Source organism: Paenibacillus ihbetae (genome assembly GCF_002741055.1).
Taxonomy (GTDB): Bacteria; Bacillota; Bacilli; order Paenibacillales; family Paenibacillaceae; genus Paenibacillus_AQ; species Paenibacillus_AQ ihbetae.
The window spans coordinates 5,156,933-5,182,153 of sequence record NZ_CP016809.1 but is presented as its reverse complement, the minus strand read 5'-3'; the positions used below and the strand labels follow the sequence as shown (position 1 = coordinate 5,182,153).

Genomic DNA, 25,221 nt, shown 5'->3' with positions numbered 1-25,221 from the left:
GATAGGTAACAGGATGCAGCAGGTAAAACGTAACGAACTACTATATCCCCTTCGAACAAAAGGAATATGAGGTTATCCGTTCTCATTCATGGTGTAATGATCACCCTAACAGACGGGTATCCCCGCTGTTACTTATTTCTCTCGGATTATAAGGCGATACTAAGGGAAGTACTACCTTCTATAATATTTATACAAATTAAATCCATTGTACTTCACATAAAAACCTTCACGAACCTACCCATCTGTTTTAAAAACGTATCTATACACGATTTCGTTATCATAAACTTCACCTGTCTCAAAAAAACCAACTTTTTCATAGAGTCTTCTGGCCGTTTTATTATCTGAACAAACCGTTAAATTCAAGCACTTGCTATGAGGATAATTCCCCCTTATATATCTAATTACGGAATCTATTGCTGCCTTCCCATATCCCTTTCCTTGATAGTCTCGATCAATCAAAAAACCATTCATCCAATACGACCATGTGGTAGTTTGATCTACTGTAATCATGACAAATCCCACTAAACGATTCTCCGGATTATATAGGCAAAATGGTAAATATTCATTCTCATCGCCATCTGGCCGAATATGTACTTTGGCTAGAGACACAGCTACTGGAGGCACATAATGAGTTTGATGGGTCTGTACTTTTAGCGCTAGCGCTTCTTTCCAATTTTCTCTCGTCGTAGGAATTAGTTTGATCACACAAAACAACTCTCTTTCGGTTTAGGTTTTGTTTTGCATTGTATTCACATAGATCTCCATCTAAACCCCAACCACCAAAAGCCACGCATCTTCCGAACTACTCGTTTCACTCCAAAGCTAAATGGGTATTGGTATTAAACATAGCATTGCGGGCATTCGGACCTATTCCTTAGGGGAAAACGTTGTTGGATTACGCATTTTGCTTAGATCCATTGGGCTGGGGAGACAGTGCAATTAGGACATCGCTGACTGACTTCAGGCATGTCAGAGTTTCGTGTAGGAGATATGTGCTGACCCGTATACGGCCAGGGGATGACAGTCTTGAACAACATTTTCAAGTGGATCTAACAAGGATTATACCGTTGGAAAGCTAACCTGCAGATAAAGGTGGAATCTGTTCGCTATAAGTCAATGCCATAACGAAGATTATTGGGCTCTGCATGCATTATGAGTCCCCTCCGGGCTTCCTCATTGATCCGTTTCCACCTTTTGAAATATGTTTAATCGTATTCATTATTGTGGTTTTTGCTAACTCATTCGCTTTATTTTCTATTTCTACATAACAAGGCTGTTGCCTTCTACAGCACTCTGATATTGTAATCCCCCACAACGAATTTTGGGTCCCCATGGGATGATATGCCAAATGCTCCGCATAATATGGATACTGCTTGTAAAGGGGCGATTGAATGATAGTACTGGAGCGTGTGAACAAGGTTTATGATAATGGCTTTCACGCCTTGAAAGACATTAATCTTGAATTCAAAAAAGGGGAAATTACCGTCCTCATCGGACCGAGCGGCTGCGGCAAATCGACAACCATGAAGCTGATCAATGCGCTGAACACCCCATCGTCTGGCCGAGTACTCATTGATGGCAAGGATATCTCCCGATTGAATCCGGTTGAACTGCGGCGCAATATCGGCTACGTCATTCAAAGCGTTGGATTATTTCCGCATATGAATATCGCCAAGAACGCGGGAGTGGTTCCGCGTCTGAAGAAGTGGGATAAAGATAAAATCGAACAAAAAGTAAACCAGCTGCTCGACATGGTCGGACTGGACCACGCAACGTATGGCACACGCTATCCATCCGAGCTAAGCGGCGGTCAACAGCAGCGTGTAGGCGTCGTACGTGCGCTTGCAGCCGATCCGGACATCATCCTGATGGATGAGCCGTTCTCCGCGCTGGATCCCATCAGCCGTGAGCAGCTACAAGATGAGCTGATCCGGCTTCAGCAGGAGCTCAATAAAACCATTATTTTTGTGACGCATGATATGGATGAAGCGATCAAAATTGCGGATACCATCGTTCTGATGAAGGATGGCAAAGTGATTCAAACGGGCAGACCGGACACCATTTTGCGGCATCCTGCAAATGATTTTGTACGTGACTTTATCGGTTCGAAGCGCCTGCAAAATGAAAACGAAAGCGCCTATGAAATTCCGCTTGTCGATGAAGTGATGATTACGAATCCGGTCACGGCATTTCCAAGCCGAGGATTAGCGGAAGCCATCAAGATGATGGAAAGTAAGCGGGTCGATTCGCTGCTGATCGTAGACCGTAACCGGCAGCTTCAAGGAGCGGTTTCGATCTACCGGGTGCTCGACCAATACGGCGAGGAAGGCAAAACCGTAGCGGATGTTATGCATCCGGTTCGTTATTCCGTGGCTTCGGGAAGCACGCTTGCCCAGGCCATTGAGATCATGGACAGCCATCAGCTCAGCAACCTTCCGGTAGTCGACAGCAACAACCGGTTCCTCGGACTCATTACAAGAGGCAGCGTCGTTAAACATTTGGCAGAGGTATATCCAACGATCGTTCCTCCGGAGCAAAACGGAGAGGGTGAGTGAAATGAATGCATTTTGGAGCTTCATCACGGACCGTTATCCGGATATCCTGAAGGCTTTGCAGCAGCATCTGGTCCTCTCCTCCTCTGCCGTGCTTTTGGGAACGATCATTGCCGTACCGATCGGCATTCTGCTCGTGTATAACCGGGTAGGCTGGATCAATCGCATCGTCTTTTTTATTGCAAACCTGTTTCAAACGGTTCCGAGCCTGGCGCTTCTCGCGATTCTGATTCCGCTGCTCGGCATCGGCATGAAGCCGGCCGTACTAGCCCTGTTTCTATACTCCCTGATGCCGATCCTGCGGAATACCTACGACGGATTTCACTCCGTGGATAAAGGCGTGCTTCAATCGGCCAGGGGGATGGGATACAGCACTGCTCAAACGATTTTGAGAATTCAGCTTCCGTTATCGCTTCCTTACATCATGTCCGGCATCCGCATTACGACGGTGTATATCATCAGCTGGGCAACGCTGGCTTCGCTGATTGGCGCTGGCGGGTTAGGCCAGCTTATCGTATCGGGGCTTGGGGTGAACAAGCCCGAGATGATATTCGTAGGCGGCATCGGTGCGATTCTCTTGGCACTAGCAGCCGACGCACTGCTTGGCCTGCTTGAGGGCTGGCTTAGCAAGCACTACCATCAGAATCAGACCCGGGACGCTGCGGTATGAGTCACATCAGCCGTAAACAGCGAACCGGACGGAACAAGGAAGGCGTGATGAATCTGAACAAGCTGAAGTGGATCCCGATGTTAGCCTGCATGCTGGCTCTGGCCTCTTTTACCTCTGCATGCGGAATTCAAAGCGATATGACAATCGGGACGCAAACCTTTACCGAAACCAAGATTATTGCCGAGATGTATAAAGCTCTGATTGAAGACCAAACCGATCTCAACGTGGATATTATCCCGGATCTGGCATCCAGTTCATTGGTCATCAATGCGATGAAAGATAACGACGTTCAAATGGCAACATTATATACCGGTGAGATTTTCAACAACCATTTCCCGATCAGCGGCAGCAAAGACCGCGCCAAGGTCTTGAAGGAAGCGCAGGAAGGGTTTCAGGAACACTTGGGATTCACCTGGATGAACCCGTTGGGTTTTGAGAACACTTACGCATTTACCGTAAGAAAGGATCTTGCCGAAACCAATGGATATACCAAAATTTCCGATGTCAAAAAAGACATGGCCAACATGAAGCTAGGAGTAGACACCACGTGGCTGGAGCGAAGCACGGATGGATATCCGGCCTTCTCCAAAGCGTATGACATTACATTCGGACAGGTTTTCCCCATGGAGATCAGTCTGGTATACAGCGCGGTAGCCAATCAGCAGGTGGATATCGTGCTGGCCTACTCGACGGATTCCCGGCTGAAAGCCTACGAATTGCAAACCCTTAAGGATGACAAGCAATTCTTCCCTCCTTATGATGCAAGCCCGGTATTGCGCTCAGACCTTTTGAAAAAGCATCCTGAAATTGAGGAGGCAATAGCGCCTTTAATCGGTCGCCTGGATGCGGATACGATGATATCGCTTAATTATCAGGTGGACATTGAGAAGAAAAGCGAGCGGGAGGTCGCCATCGCGTACTTGAAAGAGCAGGGGCTCTTGAACAGCTAAAGGAGGGTAAGCATGGAAAGTGAACATTTAACATTTGCAGACTTTTTGTCGTATATATCACGAAATCAGGAGCTGCTCTGGGAGTACTTCCTCCAGCATATCATGATGGTCGTTATCGGGCTGGGACTGGCATTCATCGTCGGCGTGCCGCTGGGCATCCTTTGCTCCAAAAGCAAATGGGCAGCCAAGATCATTTTGTTTATCACCAACATCCTTCAGGTGGTGCCGAGCTTGGCCATGTTAGTGGTGCTCATGTTATGGATGGGTCTCGGAACGACAACGGTCATGGTTGGACTCTTCCTGTACTCATTGAATCCCATTACACGCAATACGTATGTTGGGCTACAACAGGTGGAGGCCAGCTACCTAGAATCAGGAAAAGGCATTGGCATGAGCCCCTTCCAACTGCTGGTCCAGGTGCGTTTTCCGCTCGCGCTGACGTATATCATGTCGGGCCTGCGCATTGCAGCCGTCATTGCCATCGGCGTAGTCACGATTGCTCCCCTCGTTGGAGGAGGCGGGCTGGGGCGGGAAATCTATGCTGGACTGAACAGCAATAACTCCCTGCGAATCTTTGCAGGCGCTATTCCCGCCGCGGTGCTGGCGATTGTTGCGGATCTTGTGCTTGGAATTTTGCAGCGTAAAATGGATCTGGCCAAGCGAAAATCAGACAGTGCGCCTCCATCAGCTGCGAAAGCACAGAAGCCGGCTTAATGGTTGATAAATGTAAAAGCGCATTACAACTACACGGGGTGTCCTGAAAAGATCTAAGATCTTGCGGGAGGCCCCTTCTTTCGGGTATCGGATGCTCCGCTTGGGTGACATCACTTGAATATGATATCAACAGATTGAGCATGTCATAGTGATGGCTCGGACCCTTCAATGAGTTTAGAATATTGAACGGGAATTGTTCAACCCTTGCTAAGAATTTAAACAAAATGATATAATATACCATATAGGCACACGTCGACTATAGTCTTTAGAACGCTTAAAGAGCCATTCTTTGAGCCGATCTAAAGGCTTTTTTTGTTGTGTCTGCATGTTTGAACGCTAGGGATTACAACGGAATGGAGATGATGGAGATGGAGAGTTTGCCTTGTAAAGGCTGTAAAGGGATGTGCTGCGGACCTGTTCCGATTACTCAACAAGAACGAGTGAAAATTAAAAAGGCCATCCGGAAAATGCCTGCTAAACAACGTTTGGAATTACGAAACCAGGAGCGTTTTCCCGGAACATGCATCTTTTTTGATGAACGACATGATCGATGCGGCATTCATTCGGTACGGCCATCCATTTGCAAAGCATTCGGTTTTTATAAAAACTTGGTCTGCTTTAAAAGCCCCCAAACGGCCTCTACCCAAAAATACGAAGCTAACGAACATCCGATCGGTCTATTAAGCGTGGATTTTACTTGGAAGGATTTTGATTGAAATTGAGGAGTTAGGGCGATTCCACAAAATTGTTATCGATACTTCGACCAAATTGCGAAGCTCCCCTTACGACACCAGGTTTTATTATTTCTATCGCCGAGGGGAGCGAATCACGATCTTGCGAGACGCCTTTTCTTTCGGTTGACGCTCCGTGCCGGGTTGGATGCCCTGATTAGTGGTTAGCATCGAGTGACTTCAATTTCTTGAAATATTTCCTCGAGCCTCGTCCAGTTCTCTCCTACCCAGATTAATTCATCAACAAACCTTTTTAAGGTCCTATGATTTTCAGACTTTATATTGATCCATGAACATTCTTTCCACCATGTTAATTTGATAGAACGAACTTGTCTACTGTTATTGGCATACTTTCGATGTAGCCACAGATAAACGCGTTTACTGATTCCATATTGATATTACCGTTCAATAGCGTGCCGGATAGAATGGCCCGTGAAATATCAAACTCGGGATAAATATAATGCATCCTATCAAAATCTAATATTGATGAAACACAATGATCATGGAATAATAGATTGTCTACAAACAAATCCCAATGAACCCATCCCTTCTCGCATGACTTAAATAAATCGAGATCGATTTCGTCAATAATTTTCCTTTGGATTTCTAAAGCGGATACATACTTATCCGCCGCTTGTCCCACTGCTTCGTGCCAACTTTTAGCCCACTTCTGGAGCTTAGCTTCTTTTGATTCTGGTTTCCAATGTAGTGTCAATGATTGGGGCGCTTTCGAATACAGTATTTTGTGCATTCTACCTACGATCTGTCCAAGGTGGTACATTTGATCCGCGTTGACTTCGCCTGGTTTGACTAATTCACCTTCACAATATTCAGTTACAATAAATCTCTCACCTGATGGTGTGCGTTGAATGAATAAATCATTTTCCGAAAAGAGTTTCGGACAAGGGATTCCTTCTGAATGTAATAGATCTTGTAGACCTAGTGCTGCTTCCACAGAACTTAATAATTCTTCCGGATATCGTACTTCGTTATATTGTTTAACAAACAACACTTCATCGCCAGTATGAACCTTCCATTTCAAGTTAGCATAGCCCATAAGTACTGGAATAGCATCCCGGACCTTAAATCCAAATGTTTTATTTATATGTTCGCTTATCTCCTTAATTATTTCATTAGATGATTTAACACTCACGTGGAAATCCCCTTAGATTTCATGTTATCAGTAAATACGAGCCTTACCTCGAAATCGCAACACATTCCCTAACGGTTCTTTCAAGGACCTCGATGACTTCTTTCAAATCAAGAATCTCTAATTCTTGCTCCTTCGCCTCATCTTTCTTAGCAAAATCAACTTCAATATCCTTTATTAATTCTGGGAGGTATTTATAATCAATCTCTTCAATCTCTATGGGCTTGACTTCCATCGGTCTATAAGCGACGGAATAATGGTCAATCAGTTTTCCATTTAGTCTCCAAAAATCTCGATAATACTTTAACTGCGCTTCCTTCTTATCGGGTTGGGGTAGCCACTTGATTTTCTTGTTGTAAATGTCTTCGACCCAAATAACATCCGATATTAAATGATAGAAGTATCCGCGGTAAAATGGTTCATTCATAGAACTCAGATACTTATCCTTGAATCCAAGGTAATCTGCTGTAATTTGCCCGTCATTATTAGTCTTCACAAAATGAGAAATTGCTTTTGGGGCATTCATATTTTTATGTACATCAGGCGCGATGCCGCCTAAGTAAAATTGGTCATCATCAATCTGTAACTCTTGAGCAAGACGTGCAGTTATACAATAATGCATGACTCTAGATCCCATGGTTATCTCCTTTACATGGTTTTTCTGAGAGCTTTTCTTACCTCCACGAACCTCGCTATCTTTCGTGAACCAAAGGGAGCGAAGCCGGCAGAAATCGTAAATGTGTTGTTAGATGATACGTCCCTCGCAGCTTTTATCCTCAAATATTGTTATTATCCACAAACTCAACACAAAAAGGTTGTAACTCAGGTTTCAAGCAGTACTCGATACGTTGTCTAAAATCCTTCCATTCTACTTTACGAAGCGCTTCCTCAATCGGGAAGAACCCTACTTCCAAACTTTCTTCGGATCTCGTTAATTCTCCTCCAATGGGCTTTGCTAAAAACAATGTGTTGCAAATGGAATTCCCGATGTTCTGAAAAATGCCGCAGAATTTAACAATTTCAATATCGATTCCGGATTCTTCTTTAGTTTCTCTTATGGCAGCTTGACTTAAAGACTCTCCTTCCTCTACTTGACCGCCAGGCATCTCCCAGCCCCTTCGGGGTCCTTTTATTAGTAATAATTCATTCTTATCATTTACGACAATAGCTGCAGCGGAAAGGATATATTTCGGCGGACTCATTTTTCTCGCTCCTTTACATTCCATGAATAGGAACCAACGAACAAATGCTGTTTTTTGATCCCTCTATTCTTTGTTCGCACGGCTGTTCTACTTTCTAAAGTTTTCTCGCCTTTATGACAAACTCTGCTTTCGCCAACGCATTGATATAGGTTGATAGTTTTCGGTCAGATAAGGTTAGGTCCCCTTAGCAAAAATCAGGAGAAACCGAATACCACGATTCATCGAAATAATGCATTAAAAACAAATCTCTTATTTTCTTCCACAACATATTTGTGGATAGGATGAGACCGCGCTGTTGGTTTCATAAACACTATATTTGTTCATTGTCGTGCCCTCCTCTGATTCTTTGAATCCCATAAGGCTGCATCATAATAATCTACACATAACTGCATATCCTTTCGGCATAAATCCATATGAGCATGGTCATGACTACCATATTTCAAATAATAATCGTGACATTCTTCTGAAAGAGGTATTAACCGACCGGACATGATGCTAAATACTTTAGCACTTCCTTCAAAGAATAATGTTTCGTACTTTCTTTTGATATGCAAACCATCTTTGTTCTCTCTATATCTAAATCGGTCGTATTCTTTTTGTGGGACTTCCGTATACTCCTCTTCATTTATGTTATAGGTTACTTTATCTTTGTAGCCCTTTAGATTTTGCCTAATTTCCTTCCACTCATTGAACTGTAATGAATGATGGTACAGCACTAAATCATTATTAGATGAATCCCAGAACCATCGCTGTAAATACTCGGTTAACGGGTTATCTCTGATCGGTAAATATAATATTTTATCAACATTTCTACTAATTAAAGCAAGCATAGAGGCGAGCATTCTTAATCCATGCCCGTTGGAAAAGATCATAAAATCATTCTTTCGAAACTCCCCAACATACATGTGGGGTTGGTGCCCATAATCTCATCATCCTTTTAAATCGGACATCGATGAATTGCCTTAGCTTAACCGCTCTCGGATCATTTTGCACTTTGTGCCCTTGAATCCAACCAATGTTTCCTTTGAATAGATTGGGCTTAGACTTCACCTGTATTGGTTTATCGTTACAATAAGTGCCTTCACCAATAACCGATACGAACAATCGATCTGTCATCGGTTCATATACCACACCAAGCACCGGTATTCGCTTGTACATCAACGTAATCGAAGTCGTAAAGACAGGCAGGCCAATTGCAAAATTATTAGTTCCGTCTAAAGGATCAACCAGCCATAACCAGTCGTTCTGCAAACCAATAACCCCAGCCTCTTCGCTATGTATCTGATGAGTTGGAAATGCAGCTTGAATCTGTTTAATAATAATCTCCTCAGCCATATGATCGACTTCCGTCACTACATCCCCAAACTTAAGCTCAATAAAATTATCAAACCTGTCTTTGGCTATCAGGCCCGCTTCACCTCGTTAGTTGAGTTACTTACAAACTCTAATGAATGCATATCAAATCCGAAAGCACCAGCCGCTTGCGAAAGTATTTCATTACTAACCAATGCGATCTCACTTCCTTCTCTCCATTGCCGCCTCCAAACTCAGGGTGCAGCCCCTGCAGCCCCTCGGTTACTTCCGAGGTTGAATTTTACTTACTTCAATGAACTCGCTCGGTATAGCAATGCCTTCCCCCAGCCTTACAACTTGAACTATTGGGGCATGGTGTTGATCGATGTATTCATGCATTTCGATAAAGGAATTCACATAGGCTTGCGTGCATTCTCTACCATTACTGCAATCATATTCAAAACCAATCCCTATCCCTTTTTCTTCCTCTATCATTTTACATTCAAGGATATGAGCATAGTCAGCAATATATATTTGGAAGTCTGCCATTGGAAGGGAAATCTCAAGCAACACGTCCCCAATATATTTTTTTGTAAGTTCGTACCCCAAATCATTGTAATATTGGCTTTCAATTAACCATGCCGGTAAAGGATCAATAAAACCTTCAACAAGATGACATCCGATTAACTCTTCCGGTGGATAAGGACAAGCTACTTCACGTCGTGCCCACAGGCCATCCGTCATGATGCTTGGGATATTCCCTTCATAAGTATAATGATAAAAGGTAAAGTAGCCCTCTGTACTTACATTTAGTTTTGTCTTGTCGGTAGAATAATTTAAGTCTTTTAAGGTCCTTTTTCTGTTCTGCAAAAAGGTTTGGCCCAATCTCAAAACGTTCACTCTCCTTACGAGGGGATTACAGCTACCGTCCTTGTTTTCACGAAAAGACCCAACCTTAGATACTCTTACTCTTATCTTAGGCTGGGTCGTTTGTTGTCTGAGCTTCTTCCATGATTATACATCTGACAACCAAAGGGCGATAGCCCATTAGGTGTGAATATGGTTCTATCCAAGAAAAGCAGTAACCCAAAAGCATATGGCCGTAATCACGGATAACGGTGTAATGATGTACTTCTCTTTTTTACTTTTAGATAAAGCGTTCATTACGGAATTGATGGATAAATATACGGCAAAGAAGAAACATAACCCTTTTGTAATTCCACTTGAGAACATGAATGGGATAAGTCCTGCTGTTTGTAACAATATCAATATTGCAAACCATTGGATCAATACAGAAAAGGCACACATATATCTCATGCGGGTCGGCATAATTCTATATTTACCTCCCATGGCAAACTCTCCATAGGGCAATCCAAATGCAAGACAAATATATAATATGGATGCGATGAAAAAAGCCACACTTCCTATAACTGCTGCTATCATAACAATCCCTCCGATCGCTATAATGTCTATTCTCATTGAACGTTCCGTATTCTCAGCGCCTGGCAAATCCGAGCGTCGACGACTGAGTATCGTGCAGTATTCACATTTACAACCGCTCTTGCGAAGTATGTATTGCCTCACACCCGTACTGCATTCGTTAGCTTAGAAATTTGTTTTGCTAATGTTGATTTTCCTGATCCCGGAAACCCCGACATTTGTAAAAAGAACATAGTGTTCCTCCTCAAAAAATAAATGTGTTCACGCATGTTTCAGGCTCCGCAGCGTGAAGTACATTATTATCAGATATCCTTACCTTCTTCGAGATTATTTCATAAAATCTCCCCTAAATAGGTTTCTATATGCTTTCCTTTGCTATAAGAATTAATAAGACTTCTGATTCCTACAGGAAACAACGGTTCTTTCATGATGTTGTCAATTTTGATCCATTCAATGCCTATCTGATTCTTGTCCATTACTGCCTCATCTGCTACACCAGCTTCTTTCAGAATCCCACTAAATATAAATTCAACCCTATGAATGTCTTCATCTAGAAAGCATTCCCTCACAAATAGCAATTCATGGACCTCTATTTCATATCCTGTTTCCTCTATATATTCTCTGACCAGACATTCTTTAAGCATCTCGCCAGGTTTTTGCCCTCCTCCAGGTAATAAATAAAATACATCCTTTTTTTCTTCTAGCTTGGTTACAAGTAATTTATTATTATGTATGATTACAGCTTTAGTTGAATTCCTTATCTTCATTGAAATCTCCTTCGGTATATTCACTGAATTATTTGAAAAATTTCTAAATAGCGTCTGTATTGACGTCGCAAGCCGTCCTTGGATAGACTCTATCTTAGACTGGTCCATGTAATGTCTTTACCGCTCCCATGATATCCATTGGACACCAAGGCATATGCATAATTATATGCGAGAACACATTGTTATAAGATGTCGTCAAGTTAATTTAAGGGTGTTGGAGAACCCACTCGTGATTGAGAGGCAACCTTGGTTTTATCCACATGCGTGGTATCAATAGTAGGCATAGGAGGATGATAGATTTCATCCGCAATCTCAAGCAATCGGTTTACAAAGTTTATTTGATAACTCCATTAGGGTCAACGATAACCTTGAAGAATTCAGCGTGCTCAACCTGACGATGGAACGGTTTATGACGGGGCATAGCCTAGGCAGGCACTCCGAGAATATATCAAGTGTCATTTTCTCGTTATATAATAATAAGAGGCCGTCATGCCTCCTCTAGAGCATTCCACTATCAAGTTAGCTCCAGTACAGCGGAAGCTGACGACCTTTTTTCCTATATAGTCACATACGAATCTGTCAGTTCAAAATACCACTCTAGAAAGGAGTTGAAGCTTGTCCATTGCGGATCCAATGTACCAGCAAAAAAATCCGCCATCTGCTTGCCTAATCCTAAGCCTAACACTGCGTCAGTGTTCTTATTATAAAAAAAGCCAAACTCCCCTTCGAAATTATCCAACGGAATATACTCTTCAGGCAGGTTTAAAACAACATGAGTTCTCTCCATGCCTAACCTATAATCCGAAGAATTGATCATAAACCAACAAATCTGATAGATTTCACGTCGTCTACTTAAGAAAGTCGGCCCATCCTCTGCATGCAAATAAAACGCTGCAAAATCTGAATCCAAATCGATCCCTAACTTTACTAATGCGTGTTCATATTCCTCTGTAGTGTCTTCAAACCACCAGTTTTTGCTTTTACAATAATTGACCACTTTTTCTGAAAGCATCTTCGCTGCTCCTTCGATAATGTTATCGTTTATAGTCAGGCTGCTCTAATGTTATAGGAGTTGGATTGTTGAGTACCCAATAAACTGCCAGCTCGCACAATCTTGCAGGTTCATCATTTCCATTTCCGCTTTGAAGCTCTCTTGCTAATGTTACTGCCTCCTGAAGTGAAGCGGGATTTAATGGTGTACCCAAGCTAAAGTAATGAATCAGACTATTGAGCATTTTACGAAAATGATTATCCCAGTTCATACCGCCATTATCTAAAATTTCGTAAGACACCTTACCCGTAATCCGGATAACTTCACCCTGTACGGTTGCCGCGTGGCCCTTTGAAGGTATAAGTAAATTCCAAAGTTCATGATGTTGCGCCTGCCATCCCTTGCTTGATAAGGTTATCGTAGAGACGCCGTCGTGCGTCTTTCGCTTCTCTACTGGGGGAACATCAAATAACTCATATAATCGTAGAAGTGCCTCATCGGTCTGACTCAAATATTCTTTATTAAACCCTTCTCTGTGAAATTCAAAGTCGTTTCCGATTCGCTTAATCGAATCTTTCATTTCTGGCGTTACAGTTGTTCCAGCGTTAAGCAAAAGCTCGGCAACTTCCGCCATACTGACAATATCCGCGTTCCTGCACGTTGCCAAAGCCTTTTCTAATGGAGTCTGTCTCATCTTATTTTTGGCGTTAATATTGGCTCCTTTAATAACCAACGTGTGAACCGATTTGGGTTTAAATGACCCTGCGGCTGCAAATAAAGGTGTCTCGTCTTGGTAATCAGCGGCTTCTAGATCTGCACCCAAGTCAATAAGCAATTCAGTATTACCATTCCAGCTCATGGCATGTTTATGTAAAGCCGTTCTTCCGTAATCGTCTCTAGCATTTAGATCAGCCCCCTGTTCCACGAGCCATCGAACCAATTCATCCGGAATATTGAAAAAGCTCAAGGCCGATGATTTACTGTAACCGCCCCGAGCATCCAATTCGCATTTGGTAAATACCTCTTTTAATGCCGCTATATCGCCTGCATCGATTAGCTCGTCAAAATTTTTTGGTAAGGTTTTTTTCTTCTTGCCCAATGTGCTTTCTCTCCTTCACCATATAAACATTTTTACCATCTGTTTAATTTATGTAGTTTGTTGTGTTAAATATAAGACTCCATCTTCCATAATTATACCTGGGATTGCTCTAGGGAGACGTAAGTCCATCAGTATGAAAACAATCTTAGATGATGTCATATGTCTTTCTTTGATCATCCCTGTTCATTTCACCATTCATTCGCTTTCAATCCATAAATTATTTGAAAAAAGCTACAGGCCCTTATCAGGTCAGTAGCTGTTCTTTTGCCTGTCCTCGTATTACCTTAGATTTTTCGTTCAGGTACATCTCTCCCCATTCACAGATTTGATCAAGGATCGGTTGTAGCGAAACGCCCATTTCACTCAGCTCGTACACGACCTTTGGCGGTACTTGATTAAAGACCGTTCGCGTAATAATTCCATCCTCCTCCAGCTCCCGCAGCGTCTGGGTTAACATTTTCTGCGTAATATCCGGCATCTTCTTCTTAATTTCACTCGTTCGCTTGGGGCCATAACTTAAATGGCACAGCACAATGATCTTCCACTTTCCGCCGATTACATCCATGGTCGCCTCAGACGGAATATTATAATGTCGCTCCCCACTCATAAGAACTTCTCTCCTTTTTGAACGTAAGTGGCATATTACTGAGACCAGGCACTTTGGAGTACTAATGCTACTTTTAGGTACTTATAGAACAATTAAGTGCGTACTTCCTTTCCGCCATTATATGTTACATAATCCCCTTATACCAGAGCTTCAGAATAAAAATTGGAGGTACAATAACATGCAGCGTATTTACATTGCCGGAGGTTATGGCGTAGTCGGGCGTGCCGTTGCCAGGCATATCCGAACGATCAATCAAGATGCCGAGATTATACTTGCCGGAAGGAATCCCGATAAAGGGAGCTTATTCGCACAAGAGCTAGGAAACGCCCGTGCCGCTTTTTTAGATATCCGCCAAGGACAGTCTCCTCCGGAGCTGAATCAAGCCAGTCTTATCGTTTCAACCATCCAGGATCCGGCCGACTTCCTCATTCAAGAGGCCCTTGCAAAAGGAATTGCGCATATCGGGATCACCAAACTTGCCGACGAATTGACACCAACGTTATTCGCCATGCAAAGCCATCCCCCTCTGGCACCGATTGTCCCTCTGGGCCATTCTCAAGCGGGGATTCTAACCTTGGTCGTTTATCACGAGGCAAAGTCTTTCCGAAGCATCCACTCGATCGGTTTGGCGGGGCACTATGATGAACGCGATCCGATGGGGCCTATGACGCTGGAGGAAACTGAGGGGTTTATCAACCGTGCCCTCATCCGGGAGAACGGAATATGGAAATGGGTTGAGGCTACGAAGTATCCGAGAAGCGTACGTCTTTCAAACGGTTCCCTGGTAGAAGGCCACCCCATGAGTGTATTGGATGTTCCAAGCCTCGCAGCTGTTACGGGAGCACCTAATATTCGATTCGACTTCGCCATTCATGACTCTATTGGGACACGGTCTGGTGGCACGGCCTCCCAAGACCTCTACATTGATCTTGAAGGTGTTCTTCTTGACGGCCGTTTCGTGAAACGGAGAATCACGTTGTCCGATCCGAAGGGTCAGTCACATTTTACGGCCCTTGGTATTCTCCTGTCCATTGAGCGCATTCTGGGGTGGGACGGCTCGCCTCCTGCTCCCGGAGGCTTCTATCTGCCGGAAACGCTGGTTCCTCTTGAAACTGCTATGGCACGTATTGAACAATTCGGCATTCAAATTCTAAGAGAAGAAAGAGAAGGTGAGCCCTCATGAAGGTATTAACGGTTGTAACACATCCACGTGAAAATTCCTTAACATTTGCAGTTACCGATAAGTTTGTACAAGGGCTTAAGGACGCCGGGCACGAAGCGGAAATTCTGGACCTCCATCGCATCGGCTTCGATCCGGTCCTGTGGGAGGCAGACGAACCCGATTGGTCAGATCCTACCAAGAACTATTCTTCTGAGGTAGAGGCTGAAATCTTACGAATGAAGAAGCACGACGCGCTTGCTTATATCTTCCCAGTGTGGTGGTATGGAATTCCTGCCATGTTGAAAGGGTATATTGATCGTGTCTGGAACCATGGCTTCGCTTACGGCGGCGGCTCAAAACTTCATCATCAACAGGTGTTATGGCTCGCGCTGGCCGGAGCATCGGAAGAGCATTTTGCCAAGCGAGGTTATGATCAGATGCTGTCCCTTTCCCTCAATACTGGAATGGCCGGCTACTCCGGAATCAAGAATTCCCGCGTGGAATTCTTCTATGATACGTTAGAGGGTAGATCGGAGCATATGGAGAGTTTGCTCGAACGAGCTTATCAGTTGGGATTGCATTATGAGGATTCTGGAGTAACCGTGAAATAACATCACCCTAGAATTTGATAATGGAGAACGGAAAGAATTCTTCGATGTCAAACATCGTTGGATTGGCTTGAAGGATGAACATACGCTTTACGAATTACTCATTTCGGATCGTCTCGATGGATTCATAACTTTCGGTCAGTTCAACGGCGGTCTCTCTTTTTTTTAATATATATAAAATTAGTGGAAAAACATCCAACAATACCCTATAACATTCTCGTATTCACGACGCGACCTGGCCTTACATAGCTCCTATCTTGGGCCGGGTCGTGTGTTGTCTGAGTTATCGTCCACGCTTATACTCCTGACAACCAAGGGGCAGAAGCCGCGCAGCGTGAATATCTTGTTACAGGATACGGATGCCTTCTTCGAGCTCCTTACATTAAGGTCTTGTCGCTTTCCATATGTATTTCAATTCTTTAATACCAATTCTTCCGTTTAACTTCCTGCCGGACCAAGGGCAAAGACCTGATCCTGTGAATGTGGTATTATGTGATTCCATCTGCGTACGATCCCTCGGCGATTTGTTGCTTGTGCTCCATGACATTCTTTTGCCTTATCGACATGTGATAGTCTTCAATGATTAACTTTTCACCTCTTTAACTCTAAATAATTCATACTATGATCGGCTTTAATTGTTCTGATGATTGACAAGCCGATAAAAACAAACTAAGCATAATAAGTAATACGTAGAATCTCCTCATAATTAGTACTCTCTCCTACAATTACACCTTTTCGTATAACGTCACGATCCATGACTGACTTAAGTGACCGAAGGGGAACTGCCGCGATTTCGATTTAATCGGTGCATTGTTGTCCGCTTGGACCAACTAATCCCTCCGGTGACCAAGGGGTGCGGCAGCCAATAGTAGCTTTGTATCGTTGTTATGCGTCGCTACCAGACTCCATTAAATAATCTCTCATTATTTAAGTACCACCACATGACCTTATGGTATCCAATTAATTTAGAGCTAATTTCGCTTAAGTCTTTTATTGTGTAATTACGAAAATAAACATTTTCTTTCTCATAAAGCTGATATGTGCCATCTTTAAGTATTTCATCTCTATATTTGAATAATGCTACTACATATCTTGCGCTATTATGACTCCCACTAACGTACAGGTCATTTCTGGTGACATTATCCATTTCTTTAATAGCACGAATTGCATCTTGACTCTGTACGAGAACAGAAGGTTTGAATTCTTGTGGGTGTCCAATTACTGTTATTGTTAGAGTAATTATTAGCGTAAGCAACCCCCCAACATATTTAATCCAAAAATTTTTCTTTTTTATTGCCAAGTAGAGCCAGATAATTAGTGAGTTAATTATTATTGTAGATGGAACAGAAGCAATTCTTCCTAGTCCAGTATAGGGAAACAGATCTATAAGTAATACTAGCATTACTATTGTAGGTAGAAGCAGCAACAAAAATTTCGTTATGTCTAGCCATTTAATCTTCATAGACACACTTCTTTCGAGTTTTTTGCCGGTAATTTCACTGCGCGGCTGACCCAATGCGTGAGTTTGTTGTTAGAAGATGCTCCCCCTTCTATGAGTTGCTTCCGAGAATCCATATCACTGCTTCTTTAAGATCCCGTGCAATATAATTGGGCTCAGTTTCTTTCCATTTGTGTCTATACGCGTTTAAGGATCCTTCGCCCCACCCGGTTCTTACCAGTATCTTGCTTGCTCCGACAGCATGTGCTGCCAGCATATCGGTATCACCGACGTCGCCTATCACTATACATCTTGTTAAGTCCAATTTATATCTCTTTGCAGCTGCGAGGAGCATTCCAGAGCTTGGCTTCCTGCAATTACAACCATCATCAGGACCATGAGGACATATAAAGGAGTCATCGAATCCAAATGAATAAAACTGTTTTCGGAATTCATCGACTGTCGCTTGTCCACGTGATATCCTATGTTGATTGGTAAATGCAAATACCTTAAGACCTGCATCTTTGAGCTTATTGATCGCTTCTTGAGCCCCTTCAAATAATGTAAAATCTCTTGGATGTATGAAATGTCCTGTACCACCAATGGTTCCATCCCGATCGATAAATACAGCTTGCCATTCTATCAACATGCATACCTCCTCGAATGATTTTAAGAATACTTAGGGGATTCCGCCCAACCTTACTGTATTTCATGGCACGAGCTCTTTGCTTAGGCCAACTCGTGTGTCGTTAAAGTTATCTTCCATAATTCATCGGACGATCAAGGGGGGTAAGACTGCTGCGTGAATATCCTCTATCTCCCCTCAAATTCTCTGTCTAGTATTCCATCAATATAAACTTTATATTTTGTCTTTCTAAATCCAGCCAGTACCAGCTTTCTGATTTTTTCAATCTTAACTTGGTGTTTTTCTTCATTTCCAACTTCGAATTCATAAGTTTTAGTCAATTTAAATGAGAACGTTCTAAAATCATTGATTCTATCGTTTCCGTCCACTTTAATACTCAAGTTTCCTAAGAATTGATTAAATTCGAACTCCACAATATGCTTTTCTGCATGTCCAACCTCAAATGAAAATCTCATTCAGCCACCTCTTCTCTGGATATTGATTTAATCTCCGAGATTTCAAAACACGCTATTTCCTGCCCCTATTTGGAATTGTATCCCATCCTCCTTCTTGTTGCACTTCTTAGGCTTTGTTAAACAGCTTTATTATTTTTTTCATTAAAGGTAACGGGCAGAATAGTTCCCATGGATTGCATGAATACCGTATGCGAAAGACAATAAAAAAACGATTGACATTGGAGTTTACTCCAATGCTAATCTGAAGATATGGAAAAACAATATTCTATACAAGAGGTTTCACGAATGCTTGGAATTCCGAAGGATACGCTGCGGTATTATGACCGTATTGGAGTCGTATCACCGTCTCGGGGACATAATTCTTATCGCAAGTATTCGAGGGACGATATCGTCAATTTGATGAATATTCAAATCATGCAGTATGCGGACTTTTCTCTAGAAGAAATCAAGGAGAAGTTTCAGTTCCACCGAATGCAGAGTATAGATCCTGCTTATTGCGAGGAGGTCGCTGAATTCCTTGAAACCAAAAAGGCAGAAACACTTAAGAAAATCGCACATCTTGAAAAGGTCAGTCAGTTACTCGACGAAGCAGTTAAAACACTAAGGGACTTTAACCATGAAAATGACCAACAGCTGGCACTGTTCGTTCGGGAGATTTACCGGGATCTTCACAAGAAGGAACCTGAAATAACTAAGGAGGATTGTGATGGACATCAAAATTAAGAATTATTATTGTTTGATTGCTGGCGTTCTTGCCATACTTTTTGCTGTTACGCACGCATGGAACGGGCAATCCGTTGTACTGCCGCCGCTCTTGGTTAATGACTTAGCCTTGAATGCACGCATAACATTTACGTATATCTGGCACATTATCACCGCTGAAAATCTGGCTTTCGGCATAGTATTCATTATCCTGTCATTCCAAAGCGAAAAATCGAAGATCAGGTTTGCTGCGTTAATTTTGGCGTCACTTCTACTCATTCGTTTGATGGTCATTCTCGGTGTAACGGCATTTTATGATGCTTCGACACTTGCGAATACGTTAATCGATTCTATTGCCATCTTAATCTATGCCGCTTTCATCATACTGGGCACAAGAATAAAGAAAAAGAGTAAAGGGTAAAGGTTAATATTTGGATCTAGACCCATGCAAACAAGATAATTTAAGTAATGCTGTTTCTTGTTTGACTTACTGAAACTTAAGTTGTACTTATCGGTCTTACAATGCTCTTTCCGGTGATTTCATCTACGCGATGCGGTTAGGATTGCGAATGTGTCCGGTAAATACATCGATCTTCGGTTAGGACCGAGAGGCGAGTGCCCAGATGCGTGAGTATTTTGTTATAGGATGTCAGTGCCTTTCTTCGAAAGACTAAAACATTTCCCCCGTTAATTAGGTTATTTTTTTGGTTTTCCTTGAGTAGAAAAATAGAGAATAAGATTGATTATCCCAATACCTGTAATTGCTAAAAAAATATAAAACGATACAGGGTCTCCACTTAATCCAATCTCGTCAACGATGATTCCACTGTTATATAAAAGTTGACCAGAAACAAAAATCGACATAGCTGACAAACTAAGGACAGTGAAACCGTTAACCATTTTATTTTTTAATTTAGGAAATATAATTATGAAAAATAAAAGTAAGGATACAACCAAAATAGAGATAAAAATAGGTCTTAGCAAAGTAAAGGCTCCTATAGTTTCAAACGATTTGTATGTGTACATTTCATCTACCTCTCCTCCAATATTTAAACTAAACTGCCCAAAATGCTATGATTTCTTATCAACGTTCAAGCATCCACGACGTCAAAGAGCCAACGAACTTAGCCTCGCGGGTTGTCCGCCTCGAGCGAACCAAGGGTCAGCTCGGTGGAGCGTTGCGCGAATCCGTTGTTATAAGAAGTTACTGCCATCAATGAATACACTGTCAAAATCCTTAGACACTTAGTTTTGACGCAATAACCACAGCTTCTCTAGGGTTCAAAAATAATTCCGATGCAGCAAGTTTAGGATGATTCAACCAATAATTCCTTATCTTATCTGGCTTCCCCTTCCAATCATCCGGCTAATATTCTTCTGGAGTCAGGTCATCAAGTATTAACAAGCCTCCTATTGACATGCTTTCAAATAATAATTCTGCATTATCCTGTTTGGCATCTTTGACATCTGCAAATATCAGATCGAAGGGTCCCCTTTTCAATGCATCCTTCCAGTCACCGCATAAAAACTCGACATTCTCCCTACCCAATATCTCTCTAGCAATTTTCACTTGACTCTGGTCGATGTCTATAGTAACTAATTTGGCATTCTTTGACACTGCAGAAATTATCCAAGCTGTACTTACTCCGAATCCTGTTCCAATCTCAAGTATATTCTTCTTTTCCTGTCCCGCTAGAGTATATAAAAGTCTTCCAAAATCATCAGTGCAAGATTTAGAAAATCCAGCTTTCTCAGCAAAATCTTTGCTTAGGGTAACAAGTGTAGGTATTAACGTATTGGATCGATATATTGTTGTCATCATCTTGACTCTCCTTTTAAATTATTTCTTATAACGTTAATATAAGTCCCATACGCTAAACTTATCAGAGAACCCGATAATTACTTCAAGTTCATCAGGTATATTATCGTTATCTAAATAATATGCCGTTAACCGGGCATGGCCTTCTAATACGACTACTCTTGAGTTCTCATTTATAGACACAAATATTAATTTTGGAAATACTTTACCGTTCTTGAGCGCTAAGTTGATGTTAGAAATCCTTGGTTACTAATTCCAAAGACTTCAATTTGATTCATGATATTCTTCGATGCCTGCAAAGGAAGTCTAGTATTACTGGATAATTGATTCCAATAACTATAGTTGATGTACATTACTTCGTTTAAATCTTGCCTATCAAAGAAAGCTTTATACCATTTAACTTCTGTCGGAAAATTCTCAAACAAATCCGTATTGCGACTGAATCCCCTTGTCTGCCCCAGAATATTTCGTCTAATCTGGTTTTCGGCTTGGTTATTCAAATTGGGTTTAATAATTAAATCCAAATCATGGTCTCCAAGTGCATTTAATATTCCTTCCTTAAATCGATCTGAATTAATCTCTGCAAATAAGAATTCTGCAATTACTTCTTCTTCTTGAACCTGACTAACTATCTTCACTTGTCAATCCCCCATAAATTTGTTTTGTGCTGATATCTTATAACGCCTCTGCATTCCCGAACCCTCACCGCTTAGATAGCTCCTATCTTAGCCGGTGCAGGGTTGTCCGCCTCTCCAGTTCTCAGAAGTAATCTTTTTTAGTATGACTTGAGACATGACTGTTATCCTCCAATAATAAAACCACAGTTGGGTTATTCATATTATCGTTGCGCTGATTACCGATAACCTAAAAACCTTTATCAAGATTCCAACTCCATTTTCCACTTTGGTATAAAAACTCAACTTCACCATCTAGCAAATATCGATATTCAAATAATTGCATTGTTCTTTCCCTAATTCTCTCCCGTATAACCTTGCCTAGGCTTACCGATCCTTGTGATCCAAGATTACCATTATTAATAAATGTCTTCTCTACAAATTTTGTTTCCCTTAAGTGATACTGTAACCATTCTTTTTGCGATTCTATTAGTGCTTTTCTTGGTTCTTTATCCAACTTAGAAAGAAGCTTCTTATATATTTGATTCAACTCTTTTTCCCAAGTCTCTGCATATTTGCTTTCTAACGCCCCCCATCCCAATGTTGTAATCTCTTTGGAATTTTGAAATTCATTAAATTCCACTTCATAATCATGATCTATAGGATTTCGAAGCATTTCATCATAAAATTCCCCAGTCAATTCATAGTTCCCAATGCTCATGGATAACAATTCATTGTTAGCAGGATCTGATCGACCTTCAGATATTTCTTTTGATTCTGTTTCATTACCTGTACTCACCACATCGGAAGGCAGTTCAGAATTCTTTATTGATTTAGTTTCGCTGTTCACGGTAGTTGATTGACTAATATTCTGACAAGATGAAAACACTATCGTAATAAAAAATAATAAGAGTATCTTACTTTTGGCAGTACTCTCTTCGTACTGTCATCTTACGTTCTTGTATCTACAACCCGATAGGCTTAAGGCGCGAATGCGCTGGGTCCTACGGAGTTTACCTCGTGGGGTTGTTCGCTAAGGCCGTCGCTCTGATTCCACTTCTCGCGAAACAAGGGCAAAGCCCTCAGTGTAGATACATTGTTAGACGAAGTTGCTGTCTTTTTAGAATCATCATACACAAAAATATATTTATAATTCTTTATTCGATTTGTCAAAAGCATGTATTTCAATACTTTCACCGCTATCATTCTTAGTATGAACATACCATAACTTCTTGCCGTTAATTTCTTTACCCTCGAAATAAAAATCTAAAGGAATTAATCTTGCTTGAATGTTATTAACCTCGATCCTATCAACTTGTTCAGTCGCTAATCCAAATACGAAATCACCACTTCTAGTATATCCATTAATCGGTTCTGAAATTTTATGATATATATTTAATCCACTGCCAGTACTTAAGGAATCAAATCTCCAACCAAACAATCCTTTAGATAATTGAACAGCCACAATATTATCCGAATTCGTTATATAAAAATAATCCGCATGATTATTTACTTGCGAACTAGCGAATATTTCTTTTACAGTGACCCCTTCCTGGTTTTCTGTTTGATGATAAATAGCTTCTAATGGAGTCGAAAAAGATCTTTGATTATCTTCATATAAATAAATAATCCCTACCAAAGCAATAAGAGCTGCTGCTCCAATTATTCTATTTCTCATAATCTCTCCCTAAGTAAAATAGGATTTGTAAAAATATCGTTTAACGTTTTGGTGTTTCCTTATGGGAGTCTCCTTAGATAGCTCTTATCTTAGGGACTCGATGTGTCTCCCTGGAGTCGCTTCCTCATGGTTTAAAAACGATCTTTCCAGAAATCAAAAAAAACAATCATTTCATACTAATCATTCCACATTCTTGTTACTTCTTTTAATTCCAAGTCCTCAAATTGCATTTTATAAATTTCTGGTTTCTTTAATTGATTCAAAAATTTCAATCCAAAATTTGGATCGAAATGATTCATCATCAAAGTCATTACCAGACCATGAGTCCCGATTACGATTTTCTTTTCTCTATGCTCTTTTAAAATGGCATTTACAACTGAGATTGCTCTTGTCTGACAATCAGCATTAGACTCTCCACCCGGCAAGGTATATTCAGGGTCATTAAAACTCTCTCTGATACTAGACATTAACTCTGCATATTCAATAAAATCTGCTGCAAAATGACGCTCTCTAAGATCTTCAAATACTTTAATATCTATGTTTAAGTGCTTGGCTAATCCCTCAACACTAAGAATTGCCCGAGTATAAGGACTTGATATAATCATGTCTATTTTTTCAGTTATAAGTATCTTCGTTACTTTTTCAATATCGACCTTTCCTTTTGGGGTAAGCCCTCTTGTTCTTTCATCTCCTTCTGTGTATGGTGATTCTCCATGCCTAACCATATAAATAGTTGTTTTCATACAGCCCTCCTTTAGTTGCTTGCTTTCATTAAAGATATTATTCGGATTTTCCATAACGTTCCTGCATTCACGAATCTCCGAAGGTGATTATCCGCGGCACCCGCTTCCTAAGACCCCGCCTGCCGACCAAGGGTCGTAAAGGCCGGCAATGTATATGATGTCTACGTCTTCTTTAATATACTTACATATCGGTCTTCCCTGGTTTCCATCCAGTAACTTGACTCCATTTGCTGGCCCTGCTCATGATTTCCCAAATTATCGGTTCCTTGCCTTCTACATATCGATCCCGATCATTACGATATTGTTTCATCAAATCATATTTTACTTCCGCATATTTTCTGCGCTCATCTACATTAGTCCGAAGGTAATCCCTAAATAATAGTGAACATTGTTCAGACCAACTTCCAAATTCTTTTATATGGATATGAATTCGTTTTCTTCCAAGCTTCTCACGGAAATATCGTTTTGTTAGGTCAGGATTATCATACCTATAGACAAATCCTATGTTCTCGAGCTTAGTTTTGTATATCTCCATCGGTTCGAGTGATCGGACCGAAATCTGAATATCAATTATAGGTTTTGCATCTAATCCTTCAATAGAAGTTGAGCCGATATGATCTATTCGAATAGCTAGCTCGCCAAGTGCTTGTTGAATCTCAAAACCAATACTTTTAAATTCTTGTTTCCAAGAAGAATCATACGGTACTACAATAATCGGATCTGACATAATAACCTCCGATAAGATTTGTGTTCTAGTTCCGCGTAGGTCCATATAACGTTCATGCTTTCACGAACCCTCACTGGCTTAAGTGACCCCAAGGGAATGGCCGCGACGCGGTTAGGTAGTGCAGGGGTGTCCGCCTGATTCAGGTTGCTTGAAAAACCCCGGGCGGACCCAGGGACGAAAGTGGTGCCGCAGCGTAAATGCGGTATTAGACAGCGTTAACGCTCCTTTGCGGCTGTCCTCAAGTAAGGGTTAATTATTTAATTTTTTACCAAGCTTTTACCAAGCCTTTCATCCACTTGATTCGTTTATGTATTTTCCAGGTTCACTTCTTTTTCCAATTATGTTATCATACTTTTAAAGAAGCCGAGTGCGGCAAACACTCGGCTTGACAATTGGCTTGGATGGGACTCCCCTTCTCAGTCGAATAGGAACAAAAACCCACCTGGGCGCTAACCTTTGGGTG

General features: G+C 41.5%; 31 protein-coding genes and 2 pseudogenes. 9 read left to right on the top strand and 24 right to left on the bottom strand.

Translation table 11 applies throughout. The annotated features are described in order from the left end of the window. Positions 1-234: 234 nt before the first annotated feature. Positions 235-705, bottom strand: coding sequence for a GNAT family N-acetyltransferase (locus tag BBD41_RS23190; RefSeq protein WP_099478860.1), 471 nt, complete (start codon positions 703-705; stop codon positions 235-237). A 686-nt stretch (positions 706-1,391) separates the two neighbouring features. Here BBD41_RS23190 and BBD41_RS23185 point away from each other — a divergent pair. From BBD41_RS23185 to BBD41_RS23165, 5 genes are all read left to right on the top strand, one after another. Next, complete coding sequence (locus BBD41_RS23185) at positions 1,392-2,555, top strand: ABC transporter ATP-binding protein (protein ID WP_099478859.1); 1,164 nt, start codon at positions 1,392-1,394, stop codon at positions 2,553-2,555. Position 2,556: 1 nt separating this feature from the next. Then, a complete protein-coding gene (locus BBD41_RS23180; RefSeq protein WP_077567406.1) occupies positions 2,557-3,222 on the top strand; it encodes an ABC transporter permease in 666 nt (221 codons plus the stop codon). Further along, on the top strand, positions 3,219-4,172 hold the full coding sequence (locus BBD41_RS23175) for an osmoprotectant ABC transporter substrate-binding protein (RefSeq protein ID WP_099478858.1): 954 nt from the start codon (positions 3,219-3,221) through the stop codon (positions 4,170-4,172). The genes BBD41_RS23180 and BBD41_RS23175 overlap by 4 nt, the downstream gene beginning before the upstream one ends. Positions 4,173-4,184: 12 nt before the next feature. Beyond that, positions 4,185-4,886 (top strand): ABC transporter permease, encoded by a 702-nt coding sequence (locus BBD41_RS23170; protein WP_099478857.1) that lies wholly within the window; start codon positions 4,185-4,187, stop codon positions 4,884-4,886. Positions 4,887-5,254: 368 nt separating this feature from the next. After that, a complete protein-coding gene (locus tag BBD41_RS23165; protein ID WP_099480754.1) occupies positions 5,255-5,602 on the top strand; it encodes a YkgJ family cysteine cluster protein in 348 nt (115 codons plus the stop codon). Between the two features lie 325 nt (positions 5,603-5,927). On the opposite strand, the gene BBD41_RS23160 is transcribed toward BBD41_RS23165, so the two are convergent. From BBD41_RS23160 to BBD41_RS23100, 13 genes and pseudogenes are all read right to left on the bottom strand, one after another. Then, positions 5,928-6,770, bottom strand: a complete 843-nt coding sequence (locus BBD41_RS23160; RefSeq protein WP_099478856.1) for a phosphotransferase — start codon at positions 6,768-6,770, stop codon at positions 5,928-5,930. 43 nt (positions 6,771-6,813) lie between these two features. Beyond that, positions 6,814-7,404, bottom strand: a complete 591-nt coding sequence (locus BBD41_RS23155) for a hypothetical protein (RefSeq protein WP_099478855.1) — start codon at positions 7,402-7,404, stop codon at positions 6,814-6,816. Positions 7,405-7,543: 139 nt separating this feature from the next. Beyond that, positions 7,544-7,969 carry an NUDIX hydrolase gene (locus tag BBD41_RS23150; protein ID WP_099478854.1) on the bottom strand — a complete coding sequence of 142 codons (426 nt, stop codon included), beginning with the start codon at positions 7,967-7,969 and terminating at the stop codon, positions 7,544-7,546. Between the two features lie 109 nt (positions 7,970-8,078). Continuing rightward, positions 8,079-8,256: pseudogene (locus BBD41_RS30350) on the bottom strand (class I SAM-dependent methyltransferase); the annotation flags it as partial. 33 nt (positions 8,257-8,289) lie between these two features. Continuing rightward, positions 8,290-8,799 (bottom strand): hypothetical protein, encoded by a 510-nt coding sequence (locus BBD41_RS23140; RefSeq protein ID WP_157929330.1) that lies wholly within the window; start codon positions 8,797-8,799, stop codon positions 8,290-8,292. 46 nt (positions 8,800-8,845) lie between these two features. Beyond that, positions 8,846-9,346: an inositol monophosphatase family protein gene (locus BBD41_RS23135; RefSeq protein ID WP_269467208.1), complete on the bottom strand. Its 501-nt coding sequence runs from the start codon at positions 9,344-9,346 to the stop codon at positions 8,846-8,848. A 198-nt stretch (positions 9,347-9,544) separates the two neighbouring features. After that, positions 9,545-10,162: a hypothetical protein gene (locus tag BBD41_RS23130; protein ID WP_237086878.1), complete on the bottom strand. Its 618-nt coding sequence runs from the start codon at positions 10,160-10,162 to the stop codon at positions 9,545-9,547. Positions 10,163-10,327: 165 nt separating this feature from the next. Next, on the bottom strand, positions 10,328-10,705 hold the full coding sequence (locus tag BBD41_RS23125) for a hypothetical protein (RefSeq protein WP_099478851.1): 378 nt from the start codon (positions 10,703-10,705) through the stop codon (positions 10,328-10,330). A gap of 140 nt (positions 10,706-10,845) precedes the next feature. Continuing rightward, positions 10,846-10,935 (bottom strand): annotated as a pseudogene (locus tag BBD41_RS23120) (AAA family ATPase); the annotation flags it as partial. 99 nt (positions 10,936-11,034) lie between these two features. Beyond that, positions 11,035-11,469 (bottom strand): NUDIX domain-containing protein, encoded by a 435-nt coding sequence (locus tag BBD41_RS23115; RefSeq protein WP_099478850.1) that lies wholly within the window; start codon positions 11,467-11,469, stop codon positions 11,035-11,037. Between the two features lie 556 nt (positions 11,470-12,025). Continuing rightward, positions 12,026-12,481 carry a hypothetical protein gene (locus BBD41_RS23110; RefSeq protein WP_099478849.1) on the bottom strand — a complete coding sequence of 152 codons (456 nt, stop codon included), beginning with the start codon at positions 12,479-12,481 and terminating at the stop codon, positions 12,026-12,028. 22 nt (positions 12,482-12,503) lie between these two features. Continuing rightward, positions 12,504-13,559 carry an ankyrin repeat domain-containing protein gene (locus BBD41_RS23105; RefSeq protein ID WP_099478848.1) on the bottom strand — a complete coding sequence of 352 codons (1,056 nt, stop codon included), beginning with the start codon at positions 13,557-13,559 and terminating at the stop codon, positions 12,504-12,506. Between the two features lie 244 nt (positions 13,560-13,803). Further along, a complete protein-coding gene (locus BBD41_RS23100) occupies positions 13,804-14,166 on the bottom strand; it encodes a winged helix-turn-helix transcriptional regulator (RefSeq protein ID WP_077567414.1) in 363 nt (120 codons plus the stop codon). 178 nt (positions 14,167-14,344) lie between these two features. Here BBD41_RS23100 and BBD41_RS23095 point away from each other — a divergent pair, with 178 nt between their 5' ends. Together BBD41_RS23095 and BBD41_RS23090 are read left to right on the top strand one after the other, a co-directional pair. Continuing rightward, the gene (locus tag BBD41_RS23095; RefSeq protein WP_099478847.1) at positions 14,345-15,349 is read left to right on the top strand and encodes a Rossmann-fold NAD(P)-binding domain-containing protein; all 1,005 of its coding nucleotides are present in this window, start codon (positions 14,345-14,347) and stop codon (positions 15,347-15,349) included. Then, a complete protein-coding gene (locus BBD41_RS23090; protein ID WP_099478846.1) occupies positions 15,346-15,939 on the top strand; it encodes an NAD(P)H oxidoreductase in 594 nt (197 codons plus the stop codon). The genes BBD41_RS23095 and BBD41_RS23090 overlap by 4 nt, the downstream gene beginning before the upstream one ends. A gap of 892 nt (positions 15,940-16,831) precedes the next feature. Here the strand turns inward: BBD41_RS23090 and BBD41_RS23085 are convergent. The 3 genes from BBD41_RS23085 to BBD41_RS23075 form a co-directional block, all read right to left on the bottom strand. Next, positions 16,832-17,398, bottom strand: a complete 567-nt coding sequence (locus tag BBD41_RS23085) for a hypothetical protein (RefSeq protein WP_099478845.1) — start codon at positions 17,396-17,398, stop codon at positions 16,832-16,834. An 88-nt stretch (positions 17,399-17,486) separates the two neighbouring features. Then, positions 17,487-18,023 (bottom strand): HAD-IIIA family hydrolase, encoded by a 537-nt coding sequence (locus tag BBD41_RS23080; protein ID WP_099478844.1) that lies wholly within the window; start codon positions 18,021-18,023, stop codon positions 17,487-17,489. Positions 18,024-18,187: 164 nt separating this feature from the next. Next, positions 18,188-18,475, bottom strand: a complete 288-nt coding sequence (locus BBD41_RS23075) for a hypothetical protein (RefSeq protein WP_099478843.1) — start codon at positions 18,473-18,475, stop codon at positions 18,188-18,190. Positions 18,476-18,724: 249 nt separating this feature from the next. On the opposite strand from BBD41_RS23075, the gene BBD41_RS23070 reads away from it, so the two are divergent. Next, the gene (locus BBD41_RS23070; RefSeq protein ID WP_099478842.1) at positions 18,725-19,198 is read left to right on the top strand and encodes a MerR family transcriptional regulator; all 474 of its coding nucleotides are present in this window, start codon (positions 18,725-18,727) and stop codon (positions 19,196-19,198) included. After that, positions 19,182-19,598, top strand: a complete 417-nt coding sequence (locus BBD41_RS23065) for a hypothetical protein (protein ID WP_099478841.1) — start codon at positions 19,182-19,184, stop codon at positions 19,596-19,598. The genes BBD41_RS23070 and BBD41_RS23065 overlap by 17 nt, the downstream gene beginning before the upstream one ends. A 275-nt stretch (positions 19,599-19,873) precedes the next feature. On the opposite strand, the gene BBD41_RS23060 is transcribed toward BBD41_RS23065, so the two are convergent. The 7 genes from BBD41_RS23060 to BBD41_RS23030 form a co-directional block, all read right to left on the bottom strand. Continuing rightward, positions 19,874-20,203 (bottom strand): hypothetical protein, encoded by a 330-nt coding sequence (locus tag BBD41_RS23060; protein ID WP_099478840.1) that lies wholly within the window; start codon positions 20,201-20,203, stop codon positions 19,874-19,876. Positions 20,204-20,543: 340 nt separating this feature from the next. Then, positions 20,544-20,999 carry an O-methyltransferase gene (locus tag BBD41_RS23055; RefSeq protein WP_099478839.1) on the bottom strand — a complete coding sequence of 152 codons (456 nt, stop codon included), beginning with the start codon at positions 20,997-20,999 and terminating at the stop codon, positions 20,544-20,546. Between the two features lie 218 nt (positions 21,000-21,217). After that, positions 21,218-21,634 carry a hypothetical protein gene (locus BBD41_RS23050; RefSeq protein WP_099478838.1) on the bottom strand — a complete coding sequence of 139 codons (417 nt, stop codon included), beginning with the start codon at positions 21,632-21,634 and terminating at the stop codon, positions 21,218-21,220. A gap of 226 nt (positions 21,635-21,860) precedes the next feature. Continuing rightward, positions 21,861-22,526, bottom strand: a complete 666-nt coding sequence (locus BBD41_RS23045; protein WP_099478837.1) for a lysozyme inhibitor LprI family protein — start codon at positions 22,524-22,526, stop codon at positions 21,861-21,863. A 231-nt stretch (positions 22,527-22,757) separates the two neighbouring features. Further along, the gene (locus BBD41_RS23040) at positions 22,758-23,288 is read right to left on the bottom strand and encodes a hypothetical protein (protein WP_099478836.1); all 531 of its coding nucleotides are present in this window, start codon (positions 23,286-23,288) and stop codon (positions 22,758-22,760) included. A gap of 176 nt (positions 23,289-23,464) precedes the next feature. Next, positions 23,465-24,031: a histidine phosphatase family protein gene (locus BBD41_RS23035; protein WP_099478835.1), complete on the bottom strand. Its 567-nt coding sequence runs from the start codon at positions 24,029-24,031 to the stop codon at positions 23,465-23,467. Between the two features lie 181 nt (positions 24,032-24,212). Beyond that, on the bottom strand, positions 24,213-24,758 hold the full coding sequence (locus BBD41_RS23030; RefSeq protein ID WP_099478834.1) for a GrpB family protein: 546 nt from the start codon (positions 24,756-24,758) through the stop codon (positions 24,213-24,215). Between the last annotated feature and the right edge of the window lie 463 nt (positions 24,759-25,221).

What these genes read in the sequence shown, in the direction of transcription:
- BBD41_RS23185 (WP_099478859.1), top strand. Translation starts at nt 1,392, where the DNA reads ATGATAGTACTGGAGCGTGTGAACAAGGTTTATGATAATGGCTTTCAC.
- BBD41_RS23090 (WP_099478846.1), top strand. Translation starts at nt 15,346, where the DNA reads ATGAAGGTATTAACGGTTGTAACACATCCACGTGAAAATTCCTTAACA.
- BBD41_RS23035 (WP_099478835.1), bottom strand. Translation starts at nt 24,031, where the DNA reads ATGAAAACAACTATTTATATGGTTAGGCATGGAGAATCACCATACACA.
- BBD41_RS23075 (WP_099478843.1), bottom strand. Translation starts at nt 18,475, where the DNA reads ATGAGATTTTCATTTGAGGTTGGACATGCAGAAAAGCATATTGTGGAG.
- BBD41_RS23095 (WP_099478847.1), top strand. Translation starts at nt 14,345, where the DNA reads ATGCAGCGTATTTACATTGCCGGAGGTTATGGCGTAGTCGGGCGTGCC.
- BBD41_RS23055 (WP_099478839.1), bottom strand. Translation starts at nt 20,999, where the DNA reads ATGATGACAACAATATATCGATCCAATACGTTAATACCTACACTTGTT.
- BBD41_RS23110 (WP_099478849.1), bottom strand. Translation starts at nt 12,481, where the DNA reads ATGCTTTCAGAAAAAGTGGTCAATTATTGTAAAAGCAAAAACTGGTGG.
- BBD41_RS23065 (WP_099478841.1), top strand. Translation starts at nt 19,182, where the DNA reads ATGGACATCAAAATTAAGAATTATTATTGTTTGATTGCTGGCGTTCTT.
- BBD41_RS23165 (WP_099480754.1), top strand. Translation starts at nt 5,255, where the DNA reads ATGGAGAGTTTGCCTTGTAAAGGCTGTAAAGGGATGTGCTGCGGACCT.
- BBD41_RS23170 (WP_099478857.1), top strand. Translation starts at nt 4,185, where the DNA reads ATGGAAAGTGAACATTTAACATTTGCAGACTTTTTGTCGTATATATCA.
- BBD41_RS23175 (WP_099478858.1), top strand. Translation starts at nt 3,219, where the DNA reads ATGAGTCACATCAGCCGTAAACAGCGAACCGGACGGAACAAGGAAGGC.
- BBD41_RS23155 (WP_099478855.1), bottom strand. Translation starts at nt 7,404, where the DNA reads ATGGGATCTAGAGTCATGCATTATTGTATAACTGCACGTCTTGCTCAA.
- BBD41_RS23100 (WP_077567414.1), bottom strand. Translation starts at nt 14,166, where the DNA reads ATGAGTGGGGAGCGACATTATAATATTCCGTCTGAGGCGACCATGGAT.
- BBD41_RS23030 (WP_099478834.1), bottom strand. Translation starts at nt 24,758, where the DNA reads ATGTCAGATCCGATTATTGTAGTACCGTATGATTCTTCTTGGAAACAA.
- BBD41_RS23085 (WP_099478845.1), bottom strand. Translation starts at nt 17,398, where the DNA reads ATGAAGATTAAATGGCTAGACATAACGAAATTTTTGTTGCTGCTTCTA.
- BBD41_RS23150 (WP_099478854.1), bottom strand. Translation starts at nt 7,969, where the DNA reads ATGAGTCCGCCGAAATATATCCTTTCCGCTGCAGCTATTGTCGTAAAT.
- BBD41_RS23080 (WP_099478844.1), bottom strand. Translation starts at nt 18,023, where the DNA reads ATGTTGATAGAATGGCAAGCTGTATTTATCGATCGGGATGGAACCATT.
- BBD41_RS23040 (WP_099478836.1), bottom strand. Translation starts at nt 23,288, where the DNA reads ATGAGAAATAGAATAATTGGAGCAGCAGCTCTTATTGCTTTGGTAGGG.
- BBD41_RS23070 (WP_099478842.1), top strand. Translation starts at nt 18,725, where the DNA reads ATGGAAAAACAATATTCTATACAAGAGGTTTCACGAATGCTTGGAATT.
- BBD41_RS23060 (WP_099478840.1), bottom strand. Translation starts at nt 20,203, where the DNA reads ATGTACACATACAAATCGTTTGAAACTATAGGAGCCTTTACTTTGCTA.
- BBD41_RS23140 (WP_157929330.1), bottom strand. Translation starts at nt 8,799, where the DNA reads ATGCTTGCTTTAATTAGTAGAAATGTTGATAAAATATTATATTTACCG.
- BBD41_RS23125 (WP_099478851.1), bottom strand. Translation starts at nt 10,705, where the DNA reads ATGATAGCAGCAGTTATAGGAAGTGTGGCTTTTTTCATCGCATCCATA.
- BBD41_RS23180 (WP_077567406.1), top strand. Translation starts at nt 2,557, where the DNA reads ATGAATGCATTTTGGAGCTTCATCACGGACCGTTATCCGGATATCCTG.
- BBD41_RS23115 (WP_099478850.1), bottom strand. Translation starts at nt 11,469, where the DNA reads ATGAAGATAAGGAATTCAACTAAAGCTGTAATCATACATAATAATAAA.